Source organism: Halomonas sp. WWR20, assembly GCF_054602495.1.
Window position 1 is genome coordinate 174066 of record NZ_JBTRHR010000004.1, and the last position, 16718, is coordinate 190783.

The 16718-nt window shown below is 60.9% G+C and carries 12 protein-coding genes; 6 read left to right on the forward strand and 6 right to left on the reverse strand.

Going from position 1 to position 16718, the window contains the following annotated elements; genetic code table 11:
- Positions 1-250: 250 nt before the first annotated feature.
- Complete coding sequence (locus ACW4DH_RS09320; protein WP_459636117.1) at positions 251-1321, forward strand: hypothetical protein; 1071 nt, start codon at positions 251-253, stop codon at positions 1319-1321.
- Between the two features lie 103 nt (positions 1322-1424).
- On the opposite strand, the gene ACW4DH_RS09325 is transcribed toward ACW4DH_RS09320, so the two are convergent.
- Positions 1425-1958 carry an O-acetyl-ADP-ribose deacetylase gene (locus tag ACW4DH_RS09325; protein WP_459636118.1) on the reverse strand — a complete coding sequence of 178 codons (534 nt, stop codon included), beginning with the start codon at positions 1956-1958 and terminating at the stop codon, positions 1425-1427.
- A gap of 440 nt (positions 1959-2398) precedes the next feature.
- Here ACW4DH_RS09325 and ACW4DH_RS09330 point away from each other — a divergent pair, with 440 nt between their 5' ends.
- The 4 genes from ACW4DH_RS09330 to ACW4DH_RS09345 all read left to right on the forward strand — a co-directional run bounded on the left by ACW4DH_RS09330 (position 2399) and on the right by ACW4DH_RS09345 (position 8668).
- Positions 2399-4450, forward strand: coding sequence for a choline transporter (locus ACW4DH_RS09330; protein WP_459636119.1), 2052 nt, complete (start codon positions 2399-2401; stop codon positions 4448-4450).
- A gap of 249 nt (positions 4451-4699) precedes the next feature.
- Positions 4700-6370 (forward strand): methyl-accepting chemotaxis protein, encoded by a 1671-nt coding sequence (locus ACW4DH_RS09335; protein WP_459636333.1) that lies wholly within the window; start codon positions 4700-4702, stop codon positions 6368-6370.
- 633 nt (positions 6371-7003) lie between these two features.
- A complete protein-coding gene (locus ACW4DH_RS09340; protein WP_459636120.1) occupies positions 7004-7828 on the forward strand; it encodes a manganese catalase family protein in 825 nt (274 codons plus the stop codon).
- A 186-nt stretch (positions 7829-8014) separates the two neighbouring features.
- Positions 8015-8668, forward strand: coding sequence for a phosphoribosyltransferase (locus tag ACW4DH_RS09345; protein WP_459636121.1), 654 nt, complete (start codon positions 8015-8017; stop codon positions 8666-8668).
- 114 nt (positions 8669-8782) lie between these two features.
- Here the strand turns inward: ACW4DH_RS09345 and adhP are convergent, their stop codons facing one another.
- Both adhP and ACW4DH_RS09355 read right to left on the reverse strand, forming a co-directional pair.
- Positions 8783-9811, reverse strand: a complete 1029-nt coding sequence (gene adhP / locus ACW4DH_RS09350; RefSeq protein WP_459636122.1) for an alcohol dehydrogenase AdhP — start codon at positions 9809-9811, stop codon at positions 8783-8785.
- A 165-nt stretch (positions 9812-9976) separates the two neighbouring features.
- Positions 9977-10768 (reverse strand): MOSC domain-containing protein, encoded by a 792-nt coding sequence (locus ACW4DH_RS09355; protein ID WP_459636123.1) that lies wholly within the window; start codon positions 10766-10768, stop codon positions 9977-9979.
- Positions 10769-10955: 187 nt separating this feature from the next.
- Here ACW4DH_RS09355 and ACW4DH_RS09360 point away from each other — a divergent pair, with 187 nt between their 5' ends.
- Positions 10956-12062 (forward strand): NADH:flavin oxidoreductase/NADH oxidase, encoded by a 1107-nt coding sequence (locus tag ACW4DH_RS09360; protein WP_459636124.1) that lies wholly within the window; start codon positions 10956-10958, stop codon positions 12060-12062.
- Between the two features lie 112 nt (positions 12063-12174).
- Here ACW4DH_RS09360 and ACW4DH_RS09365 read toward each other — a convergent pair whose 3' ends face one another.
- The 3 genes from ACW4DH_RS09365 to ACW4DH_RS09375 all read right to left on the reverse strand — a co-directional run bounded on the left by ACW4DH_RS09365 (position 12175) and on the right by ACW4DH_RS09375 (position 16259).
- Positions 12175-12420: a hypothetical protein gene (locus ACW4DH_RS09365; protein ID WP_459636125.1), complete on the reverse strand. Its 246-nt coding sequence runs from the start codon at positions 12418-12420 to the stop codon at positions 12175-12177.
- A gap of 148 nt (positions 12421-12568) precedes the next feature.
- On the reverse strand, positions 12569-15157 hold the full coding sequence (locus ACW4DH_RS09370) for a TRAP transporter permease (protein WP_459636126.1): 2589 nt from the start codon (positions 15155-15157) through the stop codon (positions 12569-12571).
- Between the two features lie 136 nt (positions 15158-15293).
- The gene (locus tag ACW4DH_RS09375; protein ID WP_459636127.1) at positions 15294-16259 is read right to left on the reverse strand and encodes a TAXI family TRAP transporter solute-binding subunit; all 966 of its coding nucleotides are present in this window, start codon (positions 16257-16259) and stop codon (positions 15294-15296) included.
- Positions 16260-16718 lie beyond the last annotated feature (459 nt).

Genomic DNA, 16718 nt, shown 5'->3' on the forward strand with positions numbered 1-16718 from the left:
CTCCTTTAGTGAACAAGTCGCTCTAAAGCGATGTACGCAGTATATATTTAGCATGCTAAAATTTTCAATGCTAAAATCAAATGTGTACGATAGATAAAGTCAATTAGCCTTTTGTCTTAACAAATCTGCCTGAAAACGTCTCGCTTGGCGCCATGAGATGCAGCGGTTGCGCAATGCTTGCACGTTCCATGCACGCTGAATGCATCACGGCTCGCGATACTGGAGCCGTACTCACTGGGGAGACCCGCTCATGATCCGTATCGCCAAAGCTAATCTGCTGTCCTCCGCACTGCTGTCTGTCGTGCTCGCGCCGCTGGCCCTGTCATCCGTCTTCGCCAGTCCCGGAACCGGCTCGTCCCAAGTCCCTGGAAACGGCCATGGCGAGCCCAGGACACAGCGCCTCGACACGCTGTTGCAGAGCTGGAAGCTCTCCGAGCAGGAGCGCAACGCCATCGACCAGGCCAATACCGACTTCCGCGACAAGGCAAGCACTCTCAAGACGCGGCAATTCGACTCCCGCGACGCCCGGCACGAGGCTTGGCAGCAGTTGCGTCAGGCGCACCGCGCAGCACTCGCCGAAGTACTCGACGAACAGCAGCTGAAGGCGCTCGATGCCTATCTGCGACTCGGCACGCCGCACCCTGGCAAGGGATCGCAGACGACTCATGCCGCCCCCCACCGGGAGTTGATGGAGGCGCTATTCGACAGCTGGCAGTTGAGTGACGATGACCGTCAGGCGCTGGAGCAGGCTCGCGAGACCCTTCGCGACGACCTGGCGGCTCTCAAGTCGCGCAACTTCGACAACCGCGACGAGCGGCACGCCGCCCTCAAGGATGTCCGCGAGGCAATGCACGCCCGACTGGCCGAGATCCTGAGCGATGACCAGATTCGCGTCCTCGATCTGATGCGTCAGCAGGGCCGGCCGGGACCGCATCATGGTCCCCGGCACGCCGACCAGCGTCGCGAGGCGGTTCAAGCGATCATCGACAGCTGGAACCTGGATGACGAACAGAAGGCGGCGCTCGCCGATGCCCGCCAGGCAATGAAAGAGGATATCCAGAGCCTGCGGAGCGAGGGTTTCAACGATCGCAAGGAAGAACGCAGTGCCTGGCGGGCGTTTCGTGAGGCACAACGCGAGCGGCTTGCCGACATCCTCTCTCCCGCGCAGCTCGACGTGCTGGAGGACATCATGCAGCGCCATGCTCCCCGTCCGCCTCGGGGCCACGCACCTGGCGGCCCGGGACATGCCATGAAGCACGACGGTGCCCCGGGCGCCCCCGAACAGCACGGCCCGTCCGGTTCGCAACGCCCCGGCGCGTAAGCCCTCTCTTCCTCGACTCACAAGTCTTGCCCGGCACCCGCCGGGCTTTTTTGCATGTCGCCAGCGTCGTCATGCCGCTGTCGGGACGGCATCACCGCTCATGTCAGGGACGAGTAGCGAGAAACGTCTGCGCGCCCTGGGAAGAGAAGAATACCAGCGTCACTTCGAGCTCGGTGTAGCGAGGTAGCTCGGCCTCGATCACGTCCCACACGACCCGTGCAGCTTCATGCTCCGGATAGCCGTAGATGCCGGTGGAGATGGCGGGGAAGGCCAAGCGATGAAGCTTTTCGCGCGCCGCCAGGGCCAGGGCGTTGCGATAGCAGGCAGCCAGTTGCTCGGATCGATCCTGGGTCTTGGCATACACCGGCCCCACCGTGTGAATGACGTAGTCCGCCGATAGACGAAACCCCGGCGTCAACGCCACCTCACCCACCGGCAACCCCTCCGGCCAGTCGGTTTCGCGCAGTCGCCGACAGGCTTCGAGCAACTCGGGTCCCGCGGCACGATGAATGGCGCCATCCACCCCGCCGCCGCCCAGCAATGACCGATTGGCCGCATTGACGATAGCGTCCCCCGTGAAGGTAGTAATGTCGCCTTGCACGACATGCAGCCTTTCCTGCTTCCATACCGGGACCATGATGCATCCTCCTCGATCCGTGTCCAAACCACCATGAATGCGCTGAGTCTGGCAAACCACGTGAGTGCTCGCCAACGATGCGGGTTGAACTGCACAAGGGAATGACGTATTTTAATTGAACAGTCAATCAACAAAAATTGACTCCTTTCACGACAGGTGCGCACTCACCGCGCGGCTTCCATGGTGCTGGGCTTGCCTTATGGGCCCGACTACGCTGTAGCTTCAGAGTCGCTTGAGGCGGTGACGTCATTATCGATCCGGCGGCTCTCGAAGCCACTTTGTCCGGTGGGGGTCTGGCGCCTAACGGCACCCGGTTTCAGAACGCATGACATCGGCGTGTGGTGGCCAGGCTTCGACACGCTACCTCGGACAGCCGTGTCGAGAGTTGTTTCACCGTCTGTTGATGCCACTGTCGTGTTCACCAACTTCGGGGACTTCTTATGAATCCACCAACCCGCGAGGAGGTTCGCAACGATCGCCTCAATCCGGTCGTGTTCTACGGATCCGCGATCGGGATTGTCGTGTTCGCATTGTGGACCATGCTTTTCACCGAATCTGCCAGCACCATCATCTATGCCGTGCTCGGCTGGATTTCCGATACCTTCGGCTGGTACTACTTCCTGGCCGTAGTGGTCTATCTGGTGTTCGTGATCGGTGTCGGCCTGTCACGCTTCGGCAGAATCAAGCTCGGCCCGGAACACTCCACGCCCGATTTCAACATGGCCTCCTGGGCGGCCATGCTGTTCTCGGCGGGGATCGGCATCGACCTGCTGTTCTTCTGCATCGCCGAGCCGGTGACCCAGTTCCTGGCACCGCCCGAGGGCGAGCCGGGCACGGTGGCCGCCGCACGCCACGCCATGGAGCTGACCTTCCTGCACTGGGGCTTGTCCGGCTGGGGCATCTATACCCTGGTGGGCATGTCGCTGGCCTTCTTTAGCTATCGCCACAACCTGCCGCTGACCATCCGCTCGGCGCTGTACCCGATCTTCGGCAAGCGTATCCACGGCCCCATCGGCCACACCGTTGATATCGCCGCGGTGCTCGGCACCGTGTTCGGCATCGCCACCAGCCTGGGCATCGGCGTCATCCAGTTGAATTACGGCCTGAGCTACATGTTCGGCGTGCCGGAGAACACCCTGATTCAAGCCGCACTGGTGATCATGATCGTGTTCTTTGCCACCATTTCCGCCGTGACCGGCGTCGAGAAAGGCATTCGCCGGCTCTCCGAGTTCAACATGCTGCTGGCATTGGTGCTGTTGCTGTTCGTGCTATTCACCGGCAAGACGCTGTTTCTGCTCAATGCGCTGGTGATGAACATTGGAGACTACTTCTCGAACTTCATCGACCTGTCGATGAATACCTACGCCTTCGATCCGCCCGTCGACTGGCTCAACGGCTGGACGCTGTTCTTCTGGGCCTGGTGGATCGCCTGGGGCCCGTTCGTGGGGCTCTTCCTGGCGCGCATCTCGCGTGGACGCACCATCCGCGAATTCGTTGCCGGCACGCTGATCCTACCGCTGGCCTTCATGATGGCGTGGATGTCGATCATGGGGAACAGCGCCGTCGACATGGTCATGAACGGTGCCGCCGAATTTGGTGAAATCGCCATGAACACGCCCGAATCCTCGATCTATCTGTTCCTGGAAAACCTGCCGTGGACCGGGCTGACCACGATGGTGGTCACCATTCTGGCGATCGTGTTCTTCGTCACCTCCGGCGACTCGGGCGCTCTGGTGCTGTCGAACTTCACCTCGATTCTCAGCGACGTCAATCATGACGCGCCGATCTGGATGCGCATCCTGTGGGCCACGGTGATTGGCGTGCTGACCCTGGCGCTGCTGATGGCCGGTGGCCTGGTCGCTCTGCAGAGCGCCGTGGTGATCACCGGTCTGCCCTTCTCCATCGTGCTGTTCTTCATGATGGCGGGGCTGTTCAAGGCGCTGAAGGTCGAGGCCATCAAGGAAGATAGTCATCGCGCCAGCTTGGCCGGCAGCCTGTCGAGCCGCTCGACCAGTGTCGAACGGGGCTCCAAGAGCTGGAGTCAGCGTCTGGCACGTGCCATGAGTTTCCCCAGCCACCGTCAGGCGCGACGCTTCCTCGACGAGGTGGGCAAGCCGGCCATGCAGGAGGTCTGCCGCGGCCTGGAGCAACAGAACGTGCAGGCCACCATCGCCGAAGGGGAAGGCGACGACGAGCACCTGGCACTTAACGTGCCCTTGGCCGACGAGCAGAACTTTACCTATCAGATCTGGCCGCGCCGCTTTGCCACACCCTCATTCGCGATTCGTGCCCAGCAGTCCAACGCTCACTATTACCGTCTCGAGGTCTACCTGCTTGAGGGGAGCCAGGGCTACGACCTGATGGGTTATACACGCGAGCAGGTGATCGAGGATATCCTCGACCAGTACGAACGTCACCTGAACTTCCTGCACATGAACCGCGAGGCGCCCGGCAATACCCGCATGCCCGACGAGCAGCCGCCGCCTGACTAAGGTGCCCAAGCGCAATACGCCTGACTGAAACGACGCCTTCGGGCGTCGTTTTTTTGCGATGAAGGCTGCTTTAACAAAAGCTATATTCCTTGGCGCTATATTAAAAATGCCAAGTATAAATTTTGGCTATCAATCTCTTCAATCAAAGAAATTACAAACCGGATACAAAAAGCCGTTGAATAAAACACTTATCGCGATGCTTCATCCGCTCATAACGACACCTACACGGAAGACGCCGAAGTGACCTCGATGGTTTCCTTTCTCAAGAACATGAGTTTACGCACCCGCCTCATGGCTGGTTTTTCCACCGTCATGGTGTTGATGATCGTGCTGACTCTCATCAGCATTTTCCAGGTCAATGCCATCGACCGCGGCCTGACCACTGTCAACGACATCAATGGCGTCAAGCAGCGCCAGGCCATCGATTACCGCGGCAGCGTCCATGACCGGGCCATCGCCCTGCGCGATGTCACTCTGGTGACAGATGACGTCCGGCTCCAAGCGCTGATTGGCGAGATCGAGCGGCTCGCGGCCCACTATCGAAGTGCCGACGAGCAGATGCAGCAGCTCTTCACGAGGCAGAGCGATGCCAACACCGAGGAACGCCGGATCCTGACGGATATCGAGCGCATCCGTCAGCGCGCGCAGCCGCTGATCCAGGCGGTTATCGAGCGGCGCCAGGCCGGCGATATCGAAGGCGCGCGCAAACTGTTGCTCGACGAGGCCGGCCCGGCCATGCGGCAATGGTTGGTCGACATCAATCGCTTCATCGATCTCGAGGAAGCGATGAACGAACGGGAAACATCGGCGGCACGCGCAATGACCGGCAGCTTCGAAATTTTCATGGTGGTGTTGTGCGGCGTGGCCGTGGTCATCGGCCTGCTGGTCGCCATTCTGCTGACGCGCTGGTTACTGCATGAACTGGGCGCGGAACCCGGTGAAGTGCGCCTGTTTGCCGAGAAGATCGGGCGTGGCGAGCTGAGCGCCAAAGCCCGTCTGCGTCACGGCGACCGACAAAGCATCATGGCCGCCCTGGTCGCCATGGCCCATCAACTCCAGATCACCGTCTCGCATGTGCGGGCGTCGGCCGAGGCAGTGGCCAGCAACAGCGAGCAGATCGCCGAAGGCAACAACGAACTTGCCTCACGTACCGAGCAGCAGGCCAGCGCCCTGGCGGAAACCGCCTCCTCGATGGAACAGCTCGGCACTACCGTGCAGCAGAACGCCGACAATGCCCACCAAGCCAACGCTGAAGCTACCAACGCCTCGCAGGTGGCGGTCAGAGGCGGTGCCGTCGTGGGCCAGGTGGTCGAGACCATGAATGATCTCAATCAGCGCTCCACGCAGATTGCCGAGATTATCGCGATGATTGACGAGATCGCCTTTCAGACCAATATTCTGGCTCTCAATGCCTCCGTGGAAGCGGCAAGGGCCGGTGAGCATGGCCGCGGCTTCTCGGTAGTGGCCAGCGAGGTGCGCCAGCTCGCCCAACGCAGTGCCGAGGCAGCCAGGCAGATCAACACGCTGATCAGCGGCAATCTGGAGCGCGTCGAACAGGGAGCCCGGCTGGTGGCCGAAGCCGGCCAGACGACCGATGAGATCGTCACGACCATCCAGCGCGTCACGCAGATCATGGGCGAGATCAGCCAGGCCAGCGCCGAGCAGAGCGAAGGGGTACGGCAGGTCGGTGATGCGGTGATCCAGATGGACCGCGCCACCCAGCAGAACTCGGCCCTGGTGGAGGACAGCGCCTTGGCCGCCAACAATCTTCGCCGCAACGCAGAGCAACTGATGCAGGCCATGGCGAGCTTTCATCTGGACACTCCGGCTCAAGTCACTGCCAACCCCGATCCGGCAGCCCCGATTGCGCTTGCGCCTCGCCCGACACCATTCGGAATCGAGCGGCACCGCTTTGCGTAGCACCGATCAGCATGGCACCAGTCTTATAGTGCCGAGGCAGGACAGGACCATGCCGATTGTCGTCGTGGTCCTGTACGACAGGTTCATGAAAAAATGCCACGTTACTACCATGGCGACGAGTTTCCCCATCGCATGGATGCATTATTTCATTACTCAATCTCAGCGGTGCGCTCTCCTCTTTTAGGAGTGGACTTTTAAAACTCATCTCAGTCAAGGCTTGGCGCTTTTATGACCGCCTCGTAAGCATAATTATATTTTGGCCATAAAGCCGCCCTTTCTCCTCTCCTCCTCGTATATTCACTCCCTTCAAGACGGTTCATGGACGTATATCAGTCTTTGAAAATGTTAACAAGCCCTGACCTTGGCTATTTCAACCCATTGTTAAATATAAAAATTTTCACAAACTATCCGGTTGATAACAAATATTAATCATAGTGTTTTTGAAATACCTGATATGACTTCCTATGGTTTGAAAGGCACGTCGTCGCGATGTGTTTTAACCGTAGCAAGAGAGAATGGCGGTTTGTAGCGCTGATTGTTCCTATCGGTGAGACGAGTTACCGCAACGGAACGCTTAGCTGTAAAACAGGACTTTTATCTCGACACTTATCGAAAACCAAAGGATTACGAACCATGTTCCATCACTCCTCAAAGCTCCAGTATAGAGTCAAGGTCGACAAGCCGGATCCGCAGTTCGCCAAGCTTCTGCAGCAGGCCATTGGCGGCATAGAAGGCGAGATCCGTGTCGCCATGCAGTACTTCTTCCAGGCCATGGGAGCCCGTGGGGACGATCGCATACGCGATTTGCTGATGTCCACCGCTACCGAGGAGCTGTCGCACATCGAGATTCTGGGTCATGCCGTCGCGCTGAACCTCGAAGGCGCCCCGGTTTCCCTTCAGGAAGAGTCCGCCCGGGATCCTGTCGTCAATGCCATTCTCGGCGGTGCCAACCCGCGCCATCTCCTCTCTTCCGGCCTTTCGGCCATGCCGGTCAACGCCAACGGCGTTCCCTTCGACATGAGCCACATCTATGCTAGCGGCAATGTGGCTGCCGACATGCTGGCCAACGTTACCGCCGAGGCCACCGGCCGTACCTTGGCGGCACGCCTTTACAACTGGACCGACGACAAGGGCATGAAGGATATGCTGTCTTTCCTGATCGCCCGCGACACCATGCACCAGCAGCAGTGGCTGGCAGTGATCGAGGAAATGGGCGGTATGGAATCGTCACTGCCGATTCCCAACTCCGTACCCGAAGATCACGAGAACCTGCACCACTCTTACTATTATCTCAACACCCATCTGGATTCGCAGGCGCCGGAAGGCCGCTGGTCCAGCGGACCGGCCTTCGATGGCCGCGGCGAATTCTCGGTCAAGCAGCAGCCGGAGCCGGAAGGTGAAGTTCCCACTCTCGGCAAGGCACGCCCGGGTTCAGGCGCCCAGAAAGAACAGATGTAAAACAACATTTTTTCGTGCCCGAGCGAACAAGCCGGCGGTATTCCGTCGGCTTTTTCATGTCTGCGGGGGTGGGCTGGCAAGTATTGAAGGGATTGTTCAAAGCCCCGCTTGGCTGTTTGTCGAAAGTGTTCCACGCTGAGAGTGCGACGAATCGAGTGGAAATGCGACAAGCTTTCGGAGGTAAACATGGCACAACTTCCGTTTACCAATCGTGTCGAAGCCGGACAGGCTTTGGCACAGCAAGTTCAGAGCTTCCTCGACCTCGACAACCCGCTCGTGCTGGGGTTGCCGCGAGGCGGTGTGCCGGTGGCCGCCCAGATTGCCAAGGCGTTCGATGCCCCGCTTGACGTGATGATCGTGCGCAAGCTTGGGGTTCCCGGTCAGGAAGAGGTGGCGATGGGCGCCATCGCCAGTGGTGGCGTCACGTTCATGAATCATCCGCTGATCACACGTCTGGGTATCGCTCCCGACGACGTACAGCGTATCACCCTCAGCGAGACCCGTGAGCTGGAGCGCCGCGAGCGAACCTATCGTGGCGAGCGTCCCTATCCCGACCTGCGCGACCGTCAGGTCATCCTGGTCGACGACGGCATCGCCACCGGCGCCAGCATGCGCGCGGCGGTACAGGCGCTACAGAAATTGGGCGCTCGCGAATGCATTGTCGCGGTACCGGTGGCGCCTCCTGACACGGCGGCCGAATTGGAAAGCGAAGTCGATGCCCTGGTGTGTCTGGCCACGCCCGAGTCCTTCGGCGGCGTGGGACAGTGGTATGAAGATTTCAACCAGACCAGCGACGAGGAAGTCATAGAGTGTCTCGCGGCGTCGCTCGGCCAGAAGTGATATGGGCGCGGGAAGCACTCACCTGCATCGGGCACGAAGGATGGCGCAATGCGCCCTCCATCCCGTCGAGCAGTCGTATCAGTCGGGGCCTGGTCGGTAAACCAGGCCCCGCTGTCAGCTCATCATGTCGAGTACCACACGTCCCTCGATCTGACCGCGATAGAGACGTTCGAGTACGGCATTGATGTTTTCCAGTCTGTCGGTGGAAACCGTGGCCTTGACCTTGCCTTCGCTGGCGAAGTCCAGTGCTTCCTGCAGATCGCTGCGCGTGCCCACGATGGAGCCCCGCACCGTGATGCCATTGAGCACCATATCGAAGATCGGCAGTGGAAAATCCCCGGGCGGCAGACCATTGAGCGAGACGGTACCCCCGCGGCGTACCATCCCCAGCGACTGCTCGAAGGCCTTGGGCGAGACTGCGGTGACCAGCACGCCGTGTGCCCCACCGATGGCTTTCTTCAGATACGCCGCGGGATCGGTGTGCAGCGCGTTGACGGTAACGCTCGCGCCGAGGCGCTCGGCCAGCGCCAGCTTGCTGTCGTCGATGTCCACCGCCGCCACGTTCAGCCCCATGGCCTTGGCGTATTGTACTGCCATGTGCCCCAACCCGCCGATGCCGGAAATCACCACCCACTGGCCGGGGCGGGTATCGGTCATCTTCAGCCCCTTGTAGACGGTGACGCCAGCGCAAAGCACCGGCGCGATATCGACAAAACCGATGTTGTCCGGCAGACGTCCCACATAGTCGGCCTGCGCCAGGGTATAGTCGGCGAAACCGCCATTGACCGAATAGCCGGTGTTCCGCTGCGTTTCGCACAGCGTCTCCCAGCCGCCGAGACAATGCTCGCAATGGCCGCAGGCCGAGTACAGCCAAGGGATGCCGACGCGATCCCCTTCCTTGACGTGGGTCGCCCCTGCTCCCACCGCCGCCACATGGCCTACACCTTCATGGCCGGGAATGAAAGGCGGCGCAGGCTTGACCGGCCAGTCGCCGTGCGCAGCATGCAAATCGGTATGACACACGCCCGAAGCGGCGATCCTGACCAGCACTTCACCCGGCCCGGGACGCGGCACCGCCACCTCTTCTATCGCCAGCGGCTGCTTGAAGGCCCTTACCACGGCCGCTCTCATCGTCTTGTCCATATCGCATCTCCCGCTCTGGCAGCCCGCGGGCCGCCGTTGTTGCCAAGACCATCATGCAAGCATAATGGCCCGGCGACGCGGTGGAGCATTGACCGGGATCAAGCGCATCTCTTGCGACGAGAAAATCCCTACGGGCGATGACAGCGAGATACCGACCGATGCCGACTATTCGAGAATCTCGATGCAATCATTCAGGGCGAGGCGGCCTTCGTTCTCCGCGATCAGGTTCTGGCCGAAATAGACCTTGCCCTTCTCGCCGCGGCGATACTTGGCCAGGGTCTTCAACGGTTCGCGACTGGTCTTGAACCGCCCTGTCGCCGGGTCGACGGTGACCATTGCGCAGCGCGAGCAGGGCGCGGCGACGCGGAACACCACCTCGCCGATGCGAATCCGTTGCCATTGATCCTCTTCGAAGGCCTGCGTGCCGCTCGCTACCAGATTGGGACGAAACTGCGTCATGACGTGCGTGTCCGCCGTGCGAGAGTTGAGATCTTCAAGCGAAGCCTCGGAGATCAACATCAAGGGATAACCGTCGGCGAAACTCACCCGCTTGTCGATCGCCTCGCGGTAGCGGGCGGAGCGTTCGCCCAGCCACAGCAGCCGCACCGGCTCGCCCGCAGCGTCAGAGAACCAGGCATCCAGTTCTGCGGTGGTGGTCAGCGCCGCAAAGCGATCGGCCCAGACCTCGGTGGTGAAGGGCTCGGCACTGAACTCGGCGGGGATTACCGCCATGTCGGGCAGAGTGTCGTGCCGTAGACGGAGCCCGTCTGCCATGAGACTGGCCCGGACTCGCTGCAGTTGCGGATGTGTACGCGCAGTGACGAAGGTGCCGTCCGGCTTGGCCAGCATGTAGCGGCGATCGCCCACCAGCCCCTCCTCGCGAACTTGGCCTGCGTCGACCGCAAGGCCCGCGGTGGATTTGATGGGATAGAGGTGAATGGCCGACAGGCTGGGCATGGGAGAACTCCTGAATGGTTCGAAGCGTAAGCGTAGCGTGATACTTGCGTATTCTCGCATGGATTCTTTAGCTTGGCTCGGTAGTACATAATCCGACGTTTCGGTGACACCAGGATGATTATTAGCTTGCAAACGGTAGACTCGCCCCCCACATAGACAGTCTCCATTCAGCAATCCGGATGACATCATGGCCCGACTGTTTGAACCGCTGACGCTGCGTCAACTGACCCTGCCCAACCGCATCGTGGTCTCCCCCATGTGCCAGTATTCGGCCCGCGACGGCCTGGCCAACGACTGGCACCTGGTCCATCTCGGCAGCCGTGCCAGCGGCGGGGCCGGGCTCGTGATGGTGGAAGCGACCGCGGTAGTGCCCGAGGGCCGCATCAGTCCCCAGGATCTGGGCATCTGGTCGGACGATCACCTCGCACCCCTGGCGCGAATTACCCGCTTCATCGAGAGCCAGGGGGCGGTGCCGGCGATTCAGCTCGCCCACGCCGGGCGCAAGGCCAGCACTTGGCGCCCCTGGGAGGACAAGACCGGCAGCGTGCCCGAAAGCGAAGGCGGCTGGCCGACCGTGGCGCCCTCGGCGATTGCCTTCGACAGCGACCACACCCCCCCGAAGACACTCTCCCGCGAGGAGATTCAGGGCGTCATCGATGCCTTCGTGCGCGCCGCCGAACGCTCGCTCGAGGCCGGCTTCAAGGTCGCCGAGATCCATGCCGCGCATGGCTACCTGCTGCATCAGTTTCTCTCGCCGCTAAGCAATCAGCGCGAGGACGCCTATGGCGGTAGCTTCGACAATCGCGCCCGGCTGCTGCTCGAGGTCACCGAGGCGGTGCGCCGCGTATGGCCTGACGAATGGCCGCTGTTCGTGCGTCTGTCGGCCACCGATTGGGAAGAAGGCGGCTGGAACATCGAAGAGACCGTGCAGCTCGCCCAGCATCTCAAAGCGCTGGGTGTCGACCTGATCGACGTTTCCTCCGGCGGCACCACGCCCACCGCGCGCATTCCCGTCGGGCCGGGTTACCAGACCGCCTTCGCCGAGCGGGTACGTCGCGAGGCGGATATCGCCACCAGCGCAGTGGGCATGATCACCAGCGCCGAGCAGGCCGAGCACATCCTGCATACCGGCCAGGCCGATGTGGTCATGCTGGCACGCGAACTGCTACGCGACCCGTACTGGCCACTGCATGCCGCCCAGACACTGCGCCACGAGGTGCCCTGGCCCGCCCAGTATGCGCGTGCGGCACACCGCAATACGCCGATCCATGTCGCCAACCTCATTGATGATTAAGGCAATTTAATCGGGTTGGCGGTGCGGCGTATCATAGAGCCCGGCTACTGTCAGAAGCGTCTATCTCCAGCAGGCGACCCTTGATGGCCCGGCGCGATGGCCGGGCCAGGTGTCAATGGGAATGGCTGTCGGATTCGTCGTGTTCCTGCTGATCCTTGCCGTCATGTGACGCTTCTTTCCGTTGTTTCTCTTGCAGGGCTTTATTCTTGGCGTCTTGATGCGATTCAAGCGCCTTGTCGGCAGCCTCATGCGACTCAACATGCTCTTCAATGGCGTGCTCATCCTTGCCTTCTTCCTGCGCCCAGGCGGGCGCCGCGACGAAGATGGCGAAAACAATACAAACAATCCGTTTAAACATGACAGCCTCCTTATTTGTGACTTTCTGATGCTAACACGCGCCGAGCTTGATTCGCCTCCCCGTTGCCATGCTTGGACAGCTGAAAAAACGCCCGCCGGGATGCTGTTCCCGGCGGGCGTTTTCGTGGCATGACGCGCGTGTATCGCCGTCAGGCTACCGCTTGGCGAGCGGAGGCCTTGCGACGTCGCTGCAACATCACCACACCGGCAAAGACCAGCAGGCCGGGAATCCACATCCACTCCTTGGCCCAACGATCCACCGGGGCGCGTACCGCGACGATTTCCTGATCGAACTCGAAGCCCAGTTCCTCGGCCTGGCTGCCGAAATCGGTCATGTCGACGAGCGTGCGACCGTCCTCCTCCATCAACGTCAGGCCCAGGTTCGCCATGCGTTCTTCACCGGTGTCGCCCTCGGGGACCGGTACCAGAATCACGAAACTGGTCGGACTGCCATAGGCGTTCAACCCCTCGATACGCACACGCAGGTTGCTATCCTCGTCCACGTTACCCAGCGCCTGCTCGAACTGCGCCGGTGGCACATCCCGGTAAGGATCGTGGATCAGGTCCATCCAGAAGCCCGGCCGAAACAGGGTGAACGCCACCAGCAGCAGCAGCAGGCTTTCGTACCAGCGGTTCTTGACGATCATGAACCCTTGCGTACCCGCGGCGAAGATCAGCATGGCAATGGTCGCGATCACAAAGATCAGGATGCCCTGCAGGAAATTCACATCGATTAGCAGCAAGTCGGTATTGAAGATGAACAGGAACGGCAGCGCCGCAGTACGCAGGCTGTAGTAGAACGCCTGGAAACCGGTGCGGATCGGATCGGCGCCGGAGATCGCCGCGGCGGCAAAGGAGGCCAGCCCGACCGGTGGCGTGACATCGGCCATGATGCCGAAATAGAACACGAACAGATGTACGGCGATCAGCGGCACGATCAGGCCGTTCTGCTGGCCCAGGGTGACGATCACCGGCGCCAGCAGCGCGGAGACCACGATGTAGTTGGCGGTGGTCGGCAGGCCCATGCCCAGAACCAGGCTCAGCACCGCGGTGAGCAGCAGCATCAGCAGCAGATTGCCCATCGACAGCGTCTCGACCAGATCCGCCAGCACCAGTCCCACGCCGGTCTGCGAGACGGCGCCGACGATGATCCCCGCCGTCGCCGTGGCAATGCCGATGCCGATCATGTTGCGCGCACCGTTGATCAACCCATGCCACAGGTCCACGAAACCTTCCTTGATATCCTCGGCGATCCGGCTTCTGCCGCGAAAGAAGGCGTTAAGCGGACGCTGGGTAAGGATGATGGCAATCATCAACACCGTCGCCCAGAACGCGGAGAGCCCCGGAGACAGGCGCTCCACCATCAGACACCATACCAGCACCACCACCGGCAGCAGGTAATAGAGTCCGACCATCACCGTGGGCCGGGTCTGCGGCAAGGTGGTGACCTCTTGCGTCGGGTCATCCTCTTCCAGCTCGGGGTAGTGCGACGCCACCTTGAGCAGCCCAATGTAAACGATGGCCAGCACCGCGGTGATCACCCAGGGTGCGGCCTCCCCCATGACCGGCTTGAGCCAACCCAGGCCATAGTAGACGGCGAAGGCGAGCGCCATGATGCCGATCAACCCGGTCAGGAAGCCCAGCACCTTGTTGAGCAGCGGACGCACGGGGTTGCTGCTCTGCAAGCCCTGCATGCCCGCCTTGAGCGCTTCGAGATGCACGATGTAGATCAGTGCGATATAGGAGATGACCGCTGGCAGGAAGGCGTGCTTGATGACGTCGACGTAGGAAATGCCCACATATTCGACCATCAGGAAGGCCGCCGCCCCCATGACCGGCGGCATGATCTGACCATTGACCGACGCCGCCACCTCCACCGCCCCGGCCTTCTCGGCGGGGAAACCCACCCGCTTCATCATGGGAATGGTAAAGGTCCCGGTGGTGACGGTGTTGGCAATCGAAGAGCCTGAAATCAGACCGGTCATCCCCGAGGCGACCACTGCCGCCTTGGCGGGGCCGCCCCGGTAGTGGCCCAGCATGGAGAAGGCCACCTTGATGAAATAGTTGCCCGCTCCGGCTTTTTCCAGCAGGGCGCCGAAGAGAACGAACAGGAATACGAAACTGGTGGAGACGCCCAGGGCAATGCCGAACACCCCTTGCGTGGTCAACCATTGATGATTGATCAGGCCTTCGACGCTGACGCCACGATGTGCCAGCATCCCCGGCATGTAAGGGCCAGCCAGCGAATAGCCGATGAACACCAGCGCCACGATCATGAGTGGCGGGCCCAGCGCACGCCGAGTCGCCTCCAGCAGCAGTACGATCCCGATCACCCCGATGATCACATCCTGCAGGATCGGATTGCCGGGGCGCTGTGCCAGTTGTTCGTAGAAGATGAAGATGTAGGCGGCGGCAAATGCGGCCACGGCCGCCATCGCCCAATCCAGCAGCGGAATGGTGTCCCGCGGTGAACGCTTGAATGCCGGACAGGCCATGAAGGCCAGAAACAGGGCAAACGTCAGATGGATCGAACGTGCCTCGGTGGCGCTGAATACGCCGAAGCCAAGCACGAACGGCAAGGGAGAGGCGATCCACAGCTGGAACAGCGACCAGGCCGCCGCCAGGCCAAGCAGTAATTTACCCTGCCAGCCGCTCGGCGTTCGCGCTCCCGTGTCCGTGGCCTGCAGCTCTTCCAGATCCGCATGCTTGTCAGGCACTGTCGACTTGTCGTCACGCATACTCATGTCCTGGTAATGACGCATGGCCCGGAGAACGATCCCCGGCGCGTCGTTGCATCGCTTGACGGTATTCCAGAATCAGCGATGCGCGGCGCTGCTCAGCAACCGCGCATCGAGGTCAGACGTAGGCGTCGCCTTACAGCCAGCCACGCTCCTTGTAATAACGCTTGGCCCCTTCATGCAGCGGCGCCGTCAGGCCCTGGCTGATCATGTCTTCGGGGTTGAGCGTGGAAAACGCCGGATGCAGACGCTTGAAGCGATCAAAGTTCTCGAACACCGCCTTGACGGTCTGATAGACCACCTCTTCATCGGTATCCTCGTCGGTGACGAAGGTCGCTGCCACACCGAAGGTCTCGACGTCTTCCTCGTTGCCCTTGTACAGGCCGCCGGGGATTACCGACTTGGTGTAGTACGGATATTCCTCGACCAGCTGGTCGACTTCCGGTCCGTTAATCGGAATCAGCCTGGCGTCGACGGTGGTGGTGGCTTCCTGGATGGAACCGTTGGGATGGCCGGCCACGTAGACCATGGCGTCGATGTTATTGTCCGCCAGCGCGGAAGCCTGCTCGGCGGCGCTCAGCTCGGAAGCCAGCGAGTAGACGCTGGTATCCCAGCCCTTGGCGTCCATCAGCACTTCCATGGTGGCGCGCTGGCCGGAGCCGGGATTGCCGATATTGACGCGCTTGCCCTTGAGGTCATCGACGCTCTCGATCCCCGAATCGGCACGCGCGACCAGAGTCAGCGGTTCACCGTGCAGGGTAAAGACGGAACGCAGGTTCTCGTGGGGCTCATCGAAACTGCCCTCGCCCTTGTAGGCACGGTACTGCACGTCGGACTGGACGACGCCCATGTCCAATTCGCCCGACAGGATGCCATTCACGTTGGCCACGGATCCCCCCGTGGACGGTGCGTTGCAACGCAGATTCTCGGCGCTGCGGTTTACCAGACGACATACCGACTGGCCGACCACATAGTAGACGCCCGTCTGACCACCGGTACCGATGGTGATGAACTGCTCTTGGGCGTAAGCCGGCGTGGACAGCGACGTAGCGCCGAGCAGCGCCCCCGCAGACAGTGCAGCTGCGACAAAGTGGCGTTTCATGAATGACTCCTTTTCGACATTGTTGTGACAGACCGAGCATTGAGATGACAGACCGGGAGTAACCGGCGCTCTGATGCCATCCGGCACCCGCGCGGCATCACGCAGCCTGCATGGCATCGCTCTGTCTCCTTCAGCTTAGGCCAGACAGCGACATAACCGATAGCTTCCGTTGGCAATCGCCGGGATTGGCCGCCCCGCGCGCACTCATCTCAACGGTTGAGGGTAGGCAACGGTTGAGGGTAGAGGCCGGCCAAAGCGTAACGGGACTTGTTGGTTAATGCATCTTTTTGTGCTGCAAACCGTATGGTAATGCCCCCACAGCGTTGATGGCACGTTTAATTAGCAAACCGCTGCGGATACAGCGAAAATTCGCCAAGTGTATCTCCGACAGTAGATGGATGTCCTGTACTAAGCGCAGCCACCCGTAATAATCACCGATGGGTTAGATGCGCCCCGTTA